This window comes from Streptomyces sp. NPDC102274, from assembly GCF_044766385.1.
Classification (GTDB): Bacteria; Actinomycetota; Actinomycetes; order Streptomycetales; family Streptomycetaceae; genus Streptomyces.
Genome location: NZ_JBIWLW010000016.1, coordinates 125470 through 139151, shown reverse-complemented (window position 1 = coordinate 139151; position 13682 = coordinate 125470). Strand labels below are relative to the sequence as shown.

The following is a 13682-nucleotide window of genomic DNA, read 5'->3' as shown; positions in this document are numbered from 1 at the left end:
TTCAGGTCAAGGTTACCCCCTGGCGCCGAACAGGCTCCTACCGCTCCGACGCGGCCAACTGTCCGCACGCTCCGTCGATCTCCTGGCCCCGGGTGTCCCGTACGGTCACCGGCACACCGTGGGCCGCGATCGCCTCGACGAACGCCTTCTCGTCCTCGGGGCGCGACGCCGTCCACTTCGAGCCGGGCGTCGGGTTGAGCGGGATCAGATTGACGTGCACCCGCTTGCCCTTGAGCAGCCGGCCCAGCCGGTCGCCGCGCCACGCCTGGTCGTTGATGTCGCGGATCAGCGCGTACTCGATGGAGACCCGGCGGCCCGACTTCTCCGCGTACTCCCAGGCGGCGTCCAGTACTTCGCGCACCTTCCACCGCGTATTGACCGGCACGAGGGTGTCGCGCAGCTCGTCGTCGGGCGCGTGCAGGGAGACCGCGAGCCGGCACTTGAAGCCCTCGTCGGCGAAGCGCAGCATCGCCGGCACGAGACCGACCGTCGAGACGGTGATCCCGCGCTGCGAGAGGCCCAGACCGTCCGGCTCGGGGTCGGTGAGCCGGCGGATCGCCCCGACCACCCGCTTGTAGTTGGCGAGCGGCTCGCCCATACCCATGAAGACGATGTTGGACAGCCGCGAGGGACCTCCGGGGACCTCGCCGTCCCGCAGCGCGCGCATCCCGTCGACGATCTGGTGCACGATCTCGGCGGTGGAGAGGTTACGGTCCAGACCGGCCTGACCGGTGGCGCAGAACGGGCAGTTCATCCCGCAGCCCGCCTGTGAGGAGATGCACATGGTGACCCGGTCCGGGTAGCGCATCAGCACCGACTCGACGAGGGTGCCGTCGTGCAGCCGCCAGAGCGTCTTACGGGTGGTGTCGTCGTCGCACGAGATGTGCCGTACCACCGACATCAGGTCGGGCAGCAGCTCCGTGGCGAGCTTCTGGCGCGCGGCGGCCGGGATGTCGGTCCACTGCTCGGGGTCGTGCGCGTATCGCGCGAAGTAGTGCTGTGACAGCTGCCGGGCGCGGAACGGCTTCTCGCCGATCGCGGCGACGGCCTCGCGGCGCTCGGCGGGGGTGAGGTCGGCGAGATGCCGCGGGGGTTTCTTGGCTCCGCGGGGCGCGACGAAAGTGAGTTCTCCGGGGGTCGGCGGGGCCATGAAAAACCAAATCTCCTCGGTGCGGCGAGGCCGGGCGCCCCCCGCTGTGGCGGGGAGTACGGCAGAACGGTGCCGGTGCCGGGAGACCTCACGGGAACGGCTTCACAGCCGCGGGGCTCAAAAGGGCCCGCCACCCGTGAGCGGCGAGCCCTTTCAGGGTAACCGGTGCGGGTAGTGCCACGACGGGCCAACCGTGCCGGGAGTGGTTTCAGCCGGAGCCCACGAAGAGCACCAGCAGCAGCCAGACCACCGGAGCCGTGGGCAGCAGGGAGTCCAGCCGATCCATGATCCCGCCATGGCCCGGCAGCAGGGTGCCCATGTCCTTGATGCCGAGATCCCGCTTGATCATGGACTCGCCGAGATCACCGAGGGTGGCACTGGCCGCGACCGCGAGCCCCAGCAGCAGTCCCTGCCACCAGACCCCGTCGTCGATCATGAACTCCATGCAGAGCGCACCGGCCGCCATCGCGAAGACGACTGCTCCGGCCAGCCCCTCCCTGGTCTTGCCGGGGCTGATACGGGGCGCCAGCTTGTGCGTGCCGAAGCGCCAGCCGACGGCGTACGCGCCCGTGTCGCTGACGACCGTCAGCACCAGGAACATCAGCACCCGCCACGGACCGTCGTGCGCGGTGAGCATCATCGCGACGAAGGTGGCCAGGAACGGTACGTAGAACGCGGCGAAGACACCCGCCGTGACATCTCGGAGATAGCCCTCCGGCGGTTCCGTCATCCGCCAGATCAGCACCGCGAGCGCGGTCAGGGCCATCGCGACCCAGGCGCCCTCCGCCCCCCGCGCGTATCCGGCGACGACCATCGCGGCGCCGCCGACGGCCAGCGGCACGAGCGGTGCCTTGATGCCCTTCTTCTCGTCGAGCCGTGAGGTCAGCTCCCACAGCCCGATCACCACCGCGACCGCCATGACGCCGATGAAGACGGCCTTGACGATGAAGAGCGAGGCCGCGACCACCGCGCCGAGCCCGATACCGACCCCTATGGCCGCACGCAGATCACGTCCGGCCCGCTTCTTCGGCGGGGGTGGCGGAGGGGCTGCCATGGGCTCCTGCGGAGTCTCGTCACGGAACAGGGGGCCGCCCGGCCGAGCAGCCCCCCGGTCGTCATCCTGGTTCCCGCTGTCAGCGGGTCCGTCGGGCACGATGGGCATGGGCCGAGTCTGCTGTGCGGGATGCTCATCGTATGCGGGACCCGCCGGGACAGCCCCCGGGTCGGTCGGTCCCCAGTATCCGGCTGTCGACGAGGCTCCCCGGGAAGAGTCGTTCATCAGACCTCGAGCAGCTCGGCTTCCTTGTGCTTCAGCAGCTCGTCCACCTGCGCGACATACTTCGCGGTGGTGTCGTCGAGCTCCTTCTCGGCGCGGCGGCCCTCGTCCTCGCCGACCTCGCCGTCCTTGATCAGCTTGTCGATGGTCTCCTTGGCCTTGCGGCGGACCGCGCGGATCGAGATCTTCGAGTCCTCGGCCTTGGTCTTGGCGACCTTGATGAACTCCTTGCGCCTGTCCTGCGTCAGCTCGGGGAACACCACCCGGATGATGTTGCCGTCGTTGCTCGGATTGACGCCGAGGTCGGAGTCGCGGATCGCCTGCTCGATATTGCGCAGCGCGCTCTTGTCGAACGGGGTCACCACGGCCATCCGCGCCTCGGGCACGGCGAACGAGGCGAGCTGGTTGATCGGGGTCAGGGCACCGTAGTAGTCCGCCACGATCTTGTTGAACATCGCCGGGTGCGCCCGCCCTGTGCGGATCGCGGCGAAGTCGTCTTTGGCGACCAGGACGGCCTTCTCCATCTTCTCCTCGGCCTCGAGGAGGGTCTCTTCGATCACCACTTGCTCCTGCGTGTCTTGAGTGGGCCCGGCGTGCGAATCGGCCGGCGGAACCTGCGTCGCGTCTTGTCCTGCACGGTGTCCGACCGGCAGGGCTTTGTCCATTCCCGTGCGGGACAGCCCCGGATCAGTTCCGGGTGCCCTGGTCGCTCACGAGTGTGCCGATCTTCTCACCCTTGACCGCACGCGCGATATTGCCTTCCTTCAGCAATTCGAAGACGAGGATCGGCAACTTGTTGTCCTGGCACAGCGTGATGGCGGTCATGTCGGCGACGCGCAGATCTCCGGCGATCACCTCGCCGTACTCCAGGGCGTCGAACTTGACCGCGGCGGGGTTGGTCTTGGGGTCGGAGTCGTACACCCCGTCGACCCCGTTCTTCCCCATCAACAATGCCTCGGCATCGATCTCCAGCGCGCGCTGGGCGGCCGTGGTGTCGGTCGAGAAGTACGGCATGCCCATACCCGCGCCGAAGATCACGACGCGGCCCTTCTCCAGGTGGCGCACGGCGCGGAGGGGGATGTACGGCTCCGCGACCTGGCCCATGGTGATGGCGGTCTGGACACGGGAGTCGATGCCCTCCTTCTCCAGGAAATCCTGGAGGGCGAGGCAGTTCATGACCGTGCCGAGCATGCCCATGTAGTCGGAGCGCGCCCGGTCCATGCCGCGCTGCTGGAGTTCGGCGCCCCGGAAGAAGTTGCCCCCGCCGATGACGACCGCGATCTGGGCGCCGTCCCGGACGACGGCGGCGATCTCGCGGGCGATGGCGTGGACGACATCGGGGTCGACGCCGAGCGCTCCCCGTCCGGCGAACGCCTCACCGGACAGCTTCAGCATGAAGCGGCCGTGGCCGTGGCTCCTGCCGTCGTCGCTCTTCTTGCCGTCGTCGCTTGTGTCGGCCTGTTCCATGGAGATCTCTCCTCGTGCGCATACGAAGAAGGCCATTGCCGGGGTCCTCGCGGTTCCCTGTGCGGCAATGGCCTCCTCGTCAGATCTGCGGCCGCCCGACAAGTACCCGGACGACTGCGTCAGACCCTATCGGGGTCTTTGGTTGATCGCGTACAGCCTCAGACGCCGACCTTGATGCGCACGAAGCGCGTCAGGGCGACACCGGCCTCGTCCAGGACCTTCTGGACGGACTTCTTGTTGTCCTTGGCGAACGCCTGCTCCGTGACGACGACGTCCTTGAAGAAGCCGTTGACACGACCCTCGACGATCTTCGGCAGAGCGGCCTCGGGCTTGCCCTCCTCGCGCGAGGTGGCCTCGGCCACGCGGCGCTCGTTCTCGACAGTCTCGGCCGGGACCTCGTCGCGGCTGAGGTACTTCGGGGCGAAGGCGGCGATGTGCTGCGCGACGTCCTTGGCAACCTCGGCGTTCTCCTTGTCCAGCTGGACGAGGACGCCGACCTGCGGCGGGAGGTCGGGCATGGTGCGGTGCATGTAGGCGGCCACGTAACCGCCGGTGAACTGCGCGAAGCGGTCCAGGACGATCTTCTCGCCCAGGTTGGCGTTCGCCTCGTCGACGTACGCCTGGACGGTCTTGCCGGCCTCGATCTCGGAGGCGAGCAGCGCCGGGAGGTCGGCCGGGGACGTCGCGGCGACGTGGGCCGCGAGCGTGTTGGCGACGGTCTGGAACTTGTCACCCTTGGCGACGAAGTCCGTCTCGCACTTCAGCTCGACCAGAACGCCGGAGGTCTTGTCCTCGGAGATGAGGGAGACGACGGCGCCGTTCTCGGCCGAACGGCCCTCGCGCTTGGCGACGCCCTTCTGCCCCTTGACGCGGAGAAGCTCGACGGCCTTGTCGACGTTGCCGTCGGCCTCGTCGAGCGCCTTCTTGCAGTCCATCATGCCGGCGCCGGTGAGCTCACGGAGCTTCTTGACGTCAGCGGCGGTGTAATTCGCCATGATCTGTAATTCTCTCTCGAAGGTCTGAAGGATCTACGGGTGAACGGCGGGGGCCGGTGGGCCCCCGCCGTCAACTACCGAACCTGGGAAAGGTCAGGCCTGCTCGGTGTCCGCGGCCGGAGCCTCGGCGGGGGCCTCGGCCTGCTCCGCGTCGGCGACCTTCTCCGTCTCGGCGGAGGTCTGGACGTCGCCCTCGGCCTTGGCCTCGGCCTCGGCCTCGGCCGGCTTCTCGGCGTCGTCCTTCTTCTCGCCTTCGAGCAGGTCGCGCTCCCACTCGGCGAGCGGCTCGCCGGCGGCCTTCTCGCCCGGCTTCGAATCACCGGTGGCGACACCGGAACGGGCGATGAGTCCCTCGGCGACGGCGTCGGCGATCACACGGGTGAGCAGGGTGACGGAGCGGATCGCGTCGTCGTTGCCCGGAATCTTGTAGTCGACCTCGTCGGGGTCACAGTTGGTGTCGAGGATCGCGACGACGGGGATGTGGAGCTTGCGCGCCTCACCGACAGCGATGTGCTCCTTCTTGGTGTCCACGATCCAGACGGCGCTGGGCACCTTCTGCATCTCGCGGATACCACCGAGGGTCTTCTCCAGCTTGGCCTTCTCGCGGGAGAGGACCAGCAGCTCCTTCTTGGTGAGGCCGGAGGCGGCCACGTCCTCGAAGTCGATCTGCTCAAGCTCCTTCAGACGCTGAAGGCGCTTGTAGACGGTGGAGAAGTTGGTGAGCATGCCGCCCAGCCAGCGCTGGTTGACGTAGGGCATGCCGACGCGCGTCGCCTGCTCGGCGATGGCCTCCTGGGCCTGCTTCTTCGTACCGACGAACATGATGGAGCCGCCGTGCGCGACGGTCTCCTTGACGAACTCGTAGGCGCGGTCGATGTACGACAGCGACTGGAGCAGGTCGATGATGTAGATGCCGTTGCGCTCGGTGAAGATGAAGCGCTTCATCTTCGGGTTCCAGCGACGGGTCTGGTGACCGAAGTGGACGCCGCTCTCCAGCAGCTCCCGCATCGTGACGACGGCCATGGCCGTACTCCTTGAGATACTCGGTTGTCGCGTCCGCCGGACGGCAGTCGCGCCTGACGCCCCGATGCGCTGTGCCACGGAAGTCCGAGACCGAGAAGCGCTGACATCGGCGCGAAGGGGCCGATGGCGGGGCGTGCGAAGTCGACCCGGTGACCCGGATCGCCACAAGAAGTGTACGGGACCTTCGCACCTCTGGGTGACGGCGCTGTCCACAACTGGTCGGTACTCCACAGATCCCGTTCATGATCAGCGCGCTGGGGCTCTCATGCGGGACCGTGGACCGCATGAACACTGTCCGTAGCCGCATCGGCACCCTCGCCCCACTTCACGTATTCCTTTTCCTTCTTCACGTATTCCTTCTTCACATATTGCTCGCACTCTCCGCTGCCGTCCTCCCCGCTGCCGTCCCGGCGCCGCTCGGGCTGTGGGCGCCTCAGGAGGCGGTGGCCGCGCAGACGCGTGGCAGCGGTGAGGGCCGGGCCTGGCCCGTGGGTTCGCGTCCGGCGGTGCTGCGGGGCTGGGAGCCACCCGCCACGGCGTACGGTCGCGGTCATCGCGGCGTCGATCTGGCCGCGGCCGTCGGGGCGCCGGTCCGTGCGGCGGCCTCGGGCCGGGTCTCCTTCGCGGGGCAGGTGGCCGGGCGCGGGGTGCTCTCGATCACGCTGTCCGGTACGGGTGATCCGCCGCTGCGGACGACCTACGAACCGGTGTCACCTCTCGTCGCCGAAGGGGACGAGGTGACGGCGGGCCGGCGGGTCGCCACGGTGACGGGCGGCCCGTCCCACTGCGCGCCGGGGTGTCTGCACTGGGGTCTGCTGCGGGGTGCGGTCTATCTGAACCCGCTGTCCCTGCTGCCCCGCGAGCTGCTGCGCCGGGGCCCGTCACGGCTTCTGCCGGTCTTCGGCGTTCCCGAGCCGGGGCCTGAGCCAGGGCGTGTCTTCAAAGCACCGCCGGGCAGGCGGGACTTTGAAGACACACCCTAGTCCAGCGGGGCGCGCGATGCACCGACGGCGCATCCGCCGGCGTACGCGCCCGGAGGTCAGCCCCGTACGCCGCGCAGCGCCATGGAGACGGCCGCCTCGGCGATCTCCGGAGGCGCCTCGGTCGCGCCGAGCTCGATACGTCTGACCGCCGCGTCCACGACGCCCTGGAGCAGCATGGCGGCGAGCCGGGGCTGTTCGTGGCCCAGTTCGCCGAGAGCCTCCACGATCATGGCGATCAGACCGCCGTGCGCGGCACGGATCTTCTCCCGGGCTCCGGCGTCCAGCTCGCTCGCGGAGATGGCGACCACCGCGCGGTGCCGCTGGTCCCCGACCAGCGCGAGCTGACGGCGCACATACGCCTCGATCTTGGCCTCGGGCGTCTCCGCCCCGGCCATGGCCGCCTCGACCTCGGCCGCCCAGACCGGGAAGTCGACGGCGCACAGTTCCTCGACGACGGCGGCGCGCGAGCGGAAGTACTCATAGACGGAGGACCTGGCGAGGCCGGTGCGCTCGGCGAGTGCGGGGAAGGTCAGCGCGTCCGTACCGCCTTCGGACAGGAGGGAGCGCGCCGCGTCCAGCAGGGCGCCTCGTTGCATCGTCCGGTGCTCGGCCACGGAGGCCGCTCGAATCCTGGGCACGCCTCCACTCTACGGATGAGCGGGCGGCGGCACAGCGTCAGCGTCCGACGTCGGCCAGCTTCGCCCGCAGTTGCAGCACGGACTTTGTGTGGATCTGACTGACCCTGCTCTCGGTCACCCCGAGGACATGGCCGATCTCGGCGAGCGTGAGACCCTCGTAGTAGTAGAGCGTGACGACGGTTTTCTCCCGGTCGGGCAGGGTGTTGATGGCCCGCGCGAGCAACCGTCTCAGCTCACGGTCCTCGGCGACCTCCACCGGGTTGTCGGCGGCGGTGTCCTCCAGGGTGTCCATGAGGCTGAGCCGGTCACCGCCTTCGCCGCCGACATGCAGCAGCTCCTCCAGCGCCACGACGTTCGCCAGGGACAACTGGCTGAAAACCGCGTGCAGTTCCTCCAGCGCGATCCCCATCTCGTCGGCGACCTCGGGCTCCGAGGGCGTACGCCGCAGCTGGGCCTCCAGCGTGGCGTAGGCGCGCTCGACGGCCCTGGCCTTCTGCCGTACGGAGCGCGGGATCCAGTCCAGGGCCCGGAGCTCGTCGATCATCGCGCCGCGGATACGGGTGATCGCGTAGGTCTCGAACTTGATGGCCCGCTCGATGTCGAACTTCTCGATCGCGTCGATCAGACCGAAGACCCCGGAGGAGACGAAGTCGGCCTGCTCGACATTGGACGGCAGCCCCACGCTCACCCGGCCCGCCACATACTTCACCAGGGGCGAGTAGTGCAGGATCAACTGCTCGCGCAGCCGCTCGTCGCCCGTGGTCTTGTACGACCGCCACAACTCGTCGAGCGACGAGGGCGCGGGGGGCCGCACGCCGCTCCGGGCGGCAGGGGGCGCCGCCGCGCGGTCAGACCCGGAGGTGTGCTGGGGCATGCGTTGCCTTGAGCCGTTCTGCTGTGAAGTGCGGGAGGACATCTGTCTCGGTGGCCGGAATGCAGGTGAGCGTAGCGTGACTGAAGCGTCGCGCTGAGCGAGGAACCGGCGCCCGCACTCGCCTCGACGGACGGCGTCGACCACACCTTCGATCCGGGGCCGACGCCGCTCGCGCCGGCCCCCGGTGTGTCACCGATCGAGAGACAGGGGTCATTCGCATCACCTTTTCACCCGAATGCCCCAGGTCAAGTACCGCCTCGCCGCGCGGCGGCCAACTGCCAGCCGTCGCCACGCCGTTCGACAAACCCCAACGAGTGCAGTTCGTACAATCTGCCGAGCGCCTCGTCCGTGGTCGTGCCCGCGCCGCGCGCGATCTCCGGCCCCCGCGAGGCTCCCCGCGCGGGCAGCGCCTCCAGAACCCGTGCGCTGACCGGGTCGAGCAGATCCCTGGGCAGTACGGGGCCGCGTCGCAGCGGTGCCAGTTCGCCCATGTCGCCCACCAGCTCGACTACTTCCGCGGCGTCCGTGACCAGCACTCCCTCACCGCGCAGCAGTTCGTGCACACCCGCCGAGAGGCCGCTGGTGGCGGGGCCGGGCACGCCCATCGTGAAGCGGCCGAGCCGCCGCGCGTCGCGCGCGGTGACCAGGGATCCGCTGCGGTACTCCGCCTCCACCACGACAGTCCCTCTGGTGAGCGCGGCGATCACGCGGTTACGGAGGACGAACCTGCTGCGGGTGGGATGGTCGCCCGGCGGTAATTCACCGATGACCAGGCCCTGTTCGGCGATGCGTCCGATCAGCTCCGTGTGACCGCGGGGATAAACCACATCGACCCCGCAGGCGAGTACGGCCACGGTGGCACCGTCAGCCGCCAGCGCACCGCGGTGCGCCGCGCCGTCCACCCCGAACGCCGCACCGGAGGTCACCACCCAGCCGCGCTCCGCCAGACCCGAGCCCAGACTCGCCGCCATATGTGCCCCGTACGGAGTACACGCCCTGGCGCCGACCACCGCGACGGAGCGCAGTGACCAGAGCCGTAGATCCGCGGCGCCGCGCACCCACAGCCCGATAGGCGCCGCCGCTTCCAGATCGTCGAGCTGGCTGGGCCACTCCCGGTCGCCGGGGCAGACGAACCGGCCGCCGAGCGCGCTGACCGCCGCCAGATCGCGCTCGGGGTCGGCCGTGGTCGCCCGTATCCGATAGCCGCCGAGCCGCCGCTCACCGATCTCGGTGAGCCTCTCCGGTCCGGCATCCGGTGAGGTGAGCAGCTCCAGCAGCCGGGCCGCCCCGTACCTCCGCAGCCACCGTCCGCCGCACTCGTCCCCCGGCTCCAGGATCCGCGTGAGCGCGGCCCGCGCCAGCCGCTCCCCCGCGGCGACGGAGGTCATGACGCCGCTCCGGCCACCGCCGCACCCCGGGCGACGCCGGTACGCAGCTCCAGCGCCAGGGCCACATCGCGCGATTCCGGCCGGGCGCGCCCGGCGAGGTCCGCGACCGTCCATGCCACCCGCAGTACCCGGTCCAAGCCGCGCGCGGTGAGCAGGCCACGCTCCAGATCGCGTTCGGCCGCCGCGAGCGCTCCGGGGGCGACGGGCCAGCGCGTACGCAGCTCATGGCCGGGCACCTCGCTGTTGACCGTCCACGGCGTGCCGTCCAGCCGGGCCGCCGACCGCTGCCGGGCGTCCCGTACCCGCGCGGCCACCGCCGCCGTGGTCTCGCCCCTGCCGCCCTGCCCCAGCAGATCCGCGCGGTGGACGGGCTGGACGCCGACCCGCAGATCGACCCGGTCGAGCAGCGGCCCGGACAGCCGGGCCTGGTAGCGGCGGATCGCCGAGGGCGGGCAGTCACACGCCGCCCCGACCAGGGTGTGCCGCCCGCACGGGCAGGGGTTGGCCGCGAGGATCATCAGGAACCGCGCCGGCAGCCGTACCACCCCGGCGCTGCGGGCCACCACCACATGGCCTGACTCCAGCGGCTGCCGCAGGGCGTCCAGTGCCCGGCCCGAGAACTCCGGCGCCTCGTCGAGAAAAAGCACCCCTCGGTGGGCCAGCGACACCGCGCCCGGCCGCGGGAGCCCGTTCCCGCCGCCGACCAGGGACTGCATGGTCGCCGAGTGGTGCGGTGCGCAGTAGGGCGGGGTACGGACGAGCGGCTCGCCGGGCGGCAGCATGCCGGCCACCGAGTGCACAGCGGTGACTTCCAGGGATTCCTGCCCGGTCAGGGGCGGCAGGACGCCGGGCAGCCGCTCCGCCAGCATCGTCTTCCCCGCCCCCGGCGGTCCGTGGAGCAGCAGATGGTGCCCGCCCGCTGCGGCCACCTCCAGCGCCGTACGGGCCACCTCCTGGCCGGCCACGTCCGCGAGATCCGGCCGGTGTCCGTCGCCCGTCCCGCCGCCCGCCGCCAGACCGGTGCCCACCCCCGCGCCGGGCACCATCAGCCCCGCGAGCATCGCGTCGGGACGCCCCCGCGCGCTCTCCGGCGCTTCCTCGGGCACCGGCGCGTCGGTCAGTACGGCGATGAGCTGGCGCAGGGTCCGTACCCCGAGGACCGACACCCCCGGCACCAGGGAAGCCTCCCCCGCGGTCTGCTCGGGGACGACGACCTGGCGATAGCCGGCCTCGGCCGCCGCGAGCACAGCGGGCAGCACCCCGCGCACCGGCCTGACCCGTCCGTCCAGGCCGAGCTCCCCGATCAGCACCAGATCGGCGATGGCCCCGGGATCGATCCGTTCGGCGGCCCCGAGCACCGCGGCGGCCACGGCCAGGTCGAAGCCGCTGCCGCTCTTCGGCACGGAGGCGGGGCTCAGCCCCACCGTGAGTTTCTTCTGCGGCCACTCGCCCCCGGAGTTCACGACGGCCGCCCGCACCCGGTCGCGGCTCTCCACGAGACTCTTGTCGGGCAGCCCCACCAGGGTGAAGGCGGCCACTCCGGGCTCCAGGTCCGCCTGGACCTCGACCACCACACCCTCGACGCCCAGCAGCGCCACCGAGCACGCACGCGCGAACCCCATCAGGCCACCCCCTGGGCGTGCTCGACCACGGGAGCGCCCCGGCCGGGCAGCAGCACACCGATCAGATCGATACGCACCCCGCCAGGCGGCGGACCGCCGCACCGCTCCAGCCAGCAGTACGCGAGCCGTTTCAGCCGCTCCGCCTTCACCGGCGTGACCGCGGCCATCGGATGCTCGAACCAGCCGGCCCTGCGGGTCTTCACCTCGCAGACGACCAGCACGTCCCGGCCCCCGCTGTCCTTGTCGCGGGCCACGATGTCGATCTCGCCGACCCTGCCGCACCGCCAGTTGCGCGCCAGCACGATCATCCCCGCGTCGGCCAGCCGCCGCGCCGCCAGATCCTCGCCGTACCGCCCCAGTGCCCCCGTCGCGTTCATTCCGGCACCACCTCCGGTACCGACTCTGACGCGATCGCCCGAAGCTAGTGGATCTTGGTGGACAACCCGGCGGTTGTGGAAAACTCGCTCACTCGTTCGTGGCGCCCCCGCACACCGGCCCCCAGCTTCACACCGGCTCCCGGGCTCCTGGCTCCCGGCCCGATCACGCTCTTCAGCCGCCGGGGAGTTCGAGGTCGCTCTTGTTCAGCTCCTCGATATTCACGTCCTTGAACGTGAGCACGCGTACCTGCTTGACGAACCTGGCCGGCCTATACATGTCCCAGACCCAGGCATCCGCCATCGTGACCTCGAAAAAGACCTCACCCTGCACCGAGTGCACCTGCATCTCGTAGTCATTGGTGAGATAAAAGCGTCGCTCGGTCTCGATCACGTATTTGAACAGACCGACGACATCTCGGTACTCCCGGTAGAGCTTCAGCTCCATCTCGGTCTCGTACTTCTCGAGGTCCTCGGCGCTCATGGCATGTTCCCCTTCAGCCGTACGTCCCCCTATTGTGCTCCGGCCCTCGCGCCCCTAGACGCTCTCGGGGGCGAGGTCCACCGGCGCACCCGGAGGACCCTCGTCGAGCAGCGTGCGCAGCAGCTCGGCGAGCCTGGTCGGATACACCGTCTCACGCGCTGCCGACAGTTCGGCGGAGGTCCACCACCTCAGCCCCGCGACACTTCGCAGCTCCAGCTCGGTCAGCCCCTCGGCCGACGTCTCGGTCTGCGTCGTACGTGCCAGGAAGTACCACTCATCCTGATCCCAGCGGCGCCCGTCGAACGGGAAGGAACAGGTCCGGCGCCACAACACGGGCCCCAGCACCACCTGTGTGATCCCCGTCTCCTCCGCCAGCTCGCGCAGCGCGGCCTCTTCCCGGGTCTCGTCGCCCTCCAGACCCCCGCCGGGCGTGAACCACCAGTCGTCGTCCGGATCACCGGGCTCGTATCCGTGCAACAGCAGAATCCGGTCCTCCGGATCCAGCAGCACCACCCGCGCCACCTTCCGCAGCGCTCGTCCACCCGACTCGACGGCCCCGACCGATCCGGCCGACCCAGCCGACTCGCCGGTCCCAGCGGATTCAGCGGACACCGGCGGACACCCCTTCACCGATCCCGCGGCCGCTCCGCGGCTTTGAGAACCTCCGGGCGATCGGCCCGTACGCCGCCCCGCCGAAGATCAGCAGCGCCCCGGTCACCACCGCCACCACGATCAGCCGCACCGGCCCCGGCCCGGACACCCCGCCCGGCAGCGCCGCGAAGCCCGCCGGCCGTTCGATCACCCCGCCCAGCGGCCAGGCCACGGCATCGACGCGCGCGTCGACCGCCGAGCGCGGCACCGAACCCTGCCCCGCGTCCTCCAGATGAACCCGGGAGTCCAGCGAACCGCTGCGCTCATCACCGAGCAGGAACAGCTTCCCCTCGGGCACGGTCGCGTCGAAATCGGTCGAGGACGCCCGCCCGCCGATCATTCCCTGTACGTACGGCTCCTCGATCGCCGTGCCGTTGACGGTGAGCCGGCCGTCCGCGTCACAGCAGGCGATCTTGTCGCCGCCGACCGCGACCACGCGCTTCACCATCGGCATATTGGCCCAGTCCACGTCCTTGAAGACCACCACGTCGCCGCGGCGCACCTCGTCGCCGGATATCCGCTGCGCCAGCACCCGGTCACCGGCCTTCACGGTCGGGTCCATCGAATTGGTCGGGACGGTGTACGGCAGATACTCGACGGCTCCCCACCCGAACCCGCCGAGGAAGAGCACACAGCCGACGGCCACGACCAGCCCCGACAGCACACTGCCGAGGCGGCCGTGGCCGCCGTTCGAACGTTCCGCTCGTCCTGTTCCGCTCATCCCAGCACTCCCCCCGTTCCGGAGAACGATCACTCC

At 70.1% G+C, this 13682-nt stretch carries 15 protein-coding genes; 1 reads left to right on the top strand and 14 read right to left on the bottom strand.

The window, feature by feature from the left end; all coding sequences use genetic code 11:
• Positions 1-37: 37 nt before the first annotated feature.
• From rlmN to rpsB, 6 genes are all read right to left on the bottom strand, one after another.
• A complete protein-coding gene (gene rlmN / locus ACIRQP_RS22360; RefSeq protein WP_403892747.1) occupies positions 38-1150 on the bottom strand; it encodes a 23S rRNA (adenine(2503)-C(2))-methyltransferase RlmN in 1113 nt (370 codons plus the stop codon).
• 208 nt (positions 1151-1358) lie between these two features.
• Complete coding sequence (locus tag ACIRQP_RS22355) at positions 1359-2429, bottom strand: phosphatidate cytidylyltransferase (protein ID WP_403892745.1); 1071 nt, start codon at positions 2427-2429, stop codon at positions 1359-1361.
• Positions 2429-2986: a ribosome recycling factor gene (frr, locus tag ACIRQP_RS22350; protein ID WP_030351725.1), complete on the bottom strand. Its 558-nt coding sequence runs from the start codon at positions 2984-2986 to the stop codon at positions 2429-2431. Before frr ends, ACIRQP_RS22355 begins: the two co-directional genes overlap by 1 nt.
• A 127-nt stretch (positions 2987-3113) precedes the next feature.
• Positions 3114-3893 carry a UMP kinase gene (gene pyrH / locus ACIRQP_RS22345; RefSeq protein WP_403892743.1) on the bottom strand — a complete coding sequence of 260 codons (780 nt, stop codon included), beginning with the start codon at positions 3891-3893 and terminating at the stop codon, positions 3114-3116.
• A gap of 158 nt (positions 3894-4051) precedes the next feature.
• Positions 4052-4888 (bottom strand): translation elongation factor Ts, encoded by an 837-nt coding sequence (tsf, locus tag ACIRQP_RS22340; protein ID WP_403892741.1) that lies wholly within the window; start codon positions 4886-4888, stop codon positions 4052-4054.
• 93 nt (positions 4889-4981) lie between these two features.
• Complete coding sequence (rpsB, locus tag ACIRQP_RS22335) at positions 4982-5911, bottom strand: 30S ribosomal protein S2 (RefSeq protein ID WP_403892739.1); 930 nt, start codon at positions 5909-5911, stop codon at positions 4982-4984.
• A 284-nt stretch (positions 5912-6195) separates the two neighbouring features.
• Here rpsB and ACIRQP_RS22330 point away from each other — a divergent pair, with 284 nt between their 5' ends.
• Positions 6196-6894, top strand: a complete 699-nt coding sequence (locus ACIRQP_RS22330; protein ID WP_403892737.1) for a M23 family metallopeptidase — start codon at positions 6196-6198, stop codon at positions 6892-6894.
• A 56-nt stretch (positions 6895-6950) separates the two neighbouring features.
• Here ACIRQP_RS22330 and ACIRQP_RS22325 read toward each other — a convergent pair whose 3' ends face one another.
• The 8 genes from ACIRQP_RS22325 to lepB all read right to left on the bottom strand — a co-directional run bounded on the left by ACIRQP_RS22325 (position 6951) and on the right by lepB (position 13646).
• Positions 6951-7490: a TetR/AcrR family transcriptional regulator gene (locus ACIRQP_RS22325; protein WP_403892829.1), complete on the bottom strand. Its 540-nt coding sequence runs from the start codon at positions 7488-7490 to the stop codon at positions 6951-6953.
• Positions 7491-7569: 79 nt separating this feature from the next.
• A complete protein-coding gene (whiG, locus tag ACIRQP_RS22320; RefSeq protein WP_403892735.1) occupies positions 7570-8406 on the bottom strand; it encodes an RNA polymerase sigma factor WhiG in 837 nt (278 codons plus the stop codon).
• 245 nt (positions 8407-8651) lie between these two features.
• Positions 8652-9908: a DNA-processing protein DprA gene (gene dprA / locus ACIRQP_RS22315; RefSeq protein WP_403892733.1), complete on the bottom strand. Its 1257-nt coding sequence runs from the start codon at positions 9906-9908 to the stop codon at positions 8652-8654.
• Positions 9791-11416, bottom strand: a complete 1626-nt coding sequence (locus ACIRQP_RS22310; protein ID WP_403892731.1) for a YifB family Mg chelatase-like AAA ATPase — start codon at positions 11414-11416, stop codon at positions 9791-9793. The genes dprA and ACIRQP_RS22310 overlap by 118 nt, the downstream gene beginning before the upstream one ends.
• Positions 11416-11793: a YraN family protein gene (locus ACIRQP_RS22305; protein WP_403892729.1), complete on the bottom strand. Its 378-nt coding sequence runs from the start codon at positions 11791-11793 to the stop codon at positions 11416-11418. The genes ACIRQP_RS22310 and ACIRQP_RS22305 overlap by 1 nt, the downstream gene beginning before the upstream one ends.
• A 172-nt stretch (positions 11794-11965) precedes the next feature.
• Entirely contained in the window at positions 11966-12274 is a 309-nt protein-coding gene (locus tag ACIRQP_RS22300) for a DUF2469 domain-containing protein (RefSeq protein WP_014675276.1), read from the bottom strand.
• 54 nt (positions 12275-12328) lie between these two features.
• Positions 12329-12805: an NUDIX hydrolase gene (locus ACIRQP_RS22295; protein WP_403892827.1), complete on the bottom strand. Its 477-nt coding sequence runs from the start codon at positions 12803-12805 to the stop codon at positions 12329-12331.
• A 70-nt stretch (positions 12806-12875) separates the two neighbouring features.
• Positions 12876-13646 carry a signal peptidase I gene (gene lepB / locus ACIRQP_RS22290; RefSeq protein WP_403892727.1) on the bottom strand — a complete coding sequence of 257 codons (771 nt, stop codon included), beginning with the start codon at positions 13644-13646 and terminating at the stop codon, positions 12876-12878.
• Positions 13647-13682 lie beyond the last annotated feature (36 nt).

Excerpts from the sequence above, each read along its gene's own strand:
- whiG (WP_403892735.1), bottom strand. The coding sequence starts at position 8,406 with ATGCCCCAGCACACCTCCGGGTCTGACCGCGCGGCGGCGCCCCCTGCC.
- tsf (WP_403892741.1), bottom strand. The coding sequence starts at position 4,888 with ATGGCGAATTACACCGCCGCTGACGTCAAGAAGCTCCGTGAGCTCACC.
- rlmN (WP_403892747.1), bottom strand. The coding sequence starts at position 1,150 with ATGGCCCCGCCGACCCCCGGAGAACTCACTTTCGTCGCGCCCCGCGGA.
- pyrH (WP_403892743.1), bottom strand. The coding sequence starts at position 3,893 with ATGGAACAGGCCGACACAAGCGACGACGGCAAGAAGAGCGACGACGGC.
- ACIRQP_RS22300 (WP_014675276.1), bottom strand. The coding sequence starts at position 12,274 with ATGAGCGCCGAGGACCTCGAGAAGTACGAGACCGAGATGGAGCTGAAG.
- dprA (WP_403892733.1), bottom strand. The coding sequence starts at position 9,908 with ATGGACGGTCGCGGACCTCGCCGGGCGCGCCCGGCCGGAATCGCGCGA.
- ACIRQP_RS22325 (WP_403892829.1), bottom strand. The coding sequence starts at position 7,490 with ATGCAACGAGGCGCCCTGCTGGACGCGGCGCGCTCCCTCCTGTCCGAA.
- ACIRQP_RS22310 (WP_403892731.1), bottom strand. The coding sequence starts at position 11,416 with ATGGGGTTCGCGCGTGCGTGCTCGGTGGCGCTGCTGGGCGTCGAGGGT.
- lepB (WP_403892727.1), bottom strand. The coding sequence starts at position 13,646 with ATGAGCGGAACAGGACGAGCGGAACGTTCGAACGGCGGCCACGGCCGC.
- ACIRQP_RS22330 (WP_403892737.1), top strand. The coding sequence starts at position 6,196 with ATGAACACTGTCCGTAGCCGCATCGGCACCCTCGCCCCACTTCACGTA.
- ACIRQP_RS22355 (WP_403892745.1), bottom strand. The coding sequence starts at position 2,429 with ATGAACGACTCTTCCCGGGGAGCCTCGTCGACAGCCGGATACTGGGGA.
- rpsB (WP_403892739.1), bottom strand. The coding sequence starts at position 5,911 with ATGGCCGTCGTCACGATGCGGGAGCTGCTGGAGAGCGGCGTCCACTTC.
- ACIRQP_RS22305 (WP_403892729.1), bottom strand. The coding sequence starts at position 11,793 with ATGAACGCGACGGGGGCACTGGGGCGGTACGGCGAGGATCTGGCGGCG.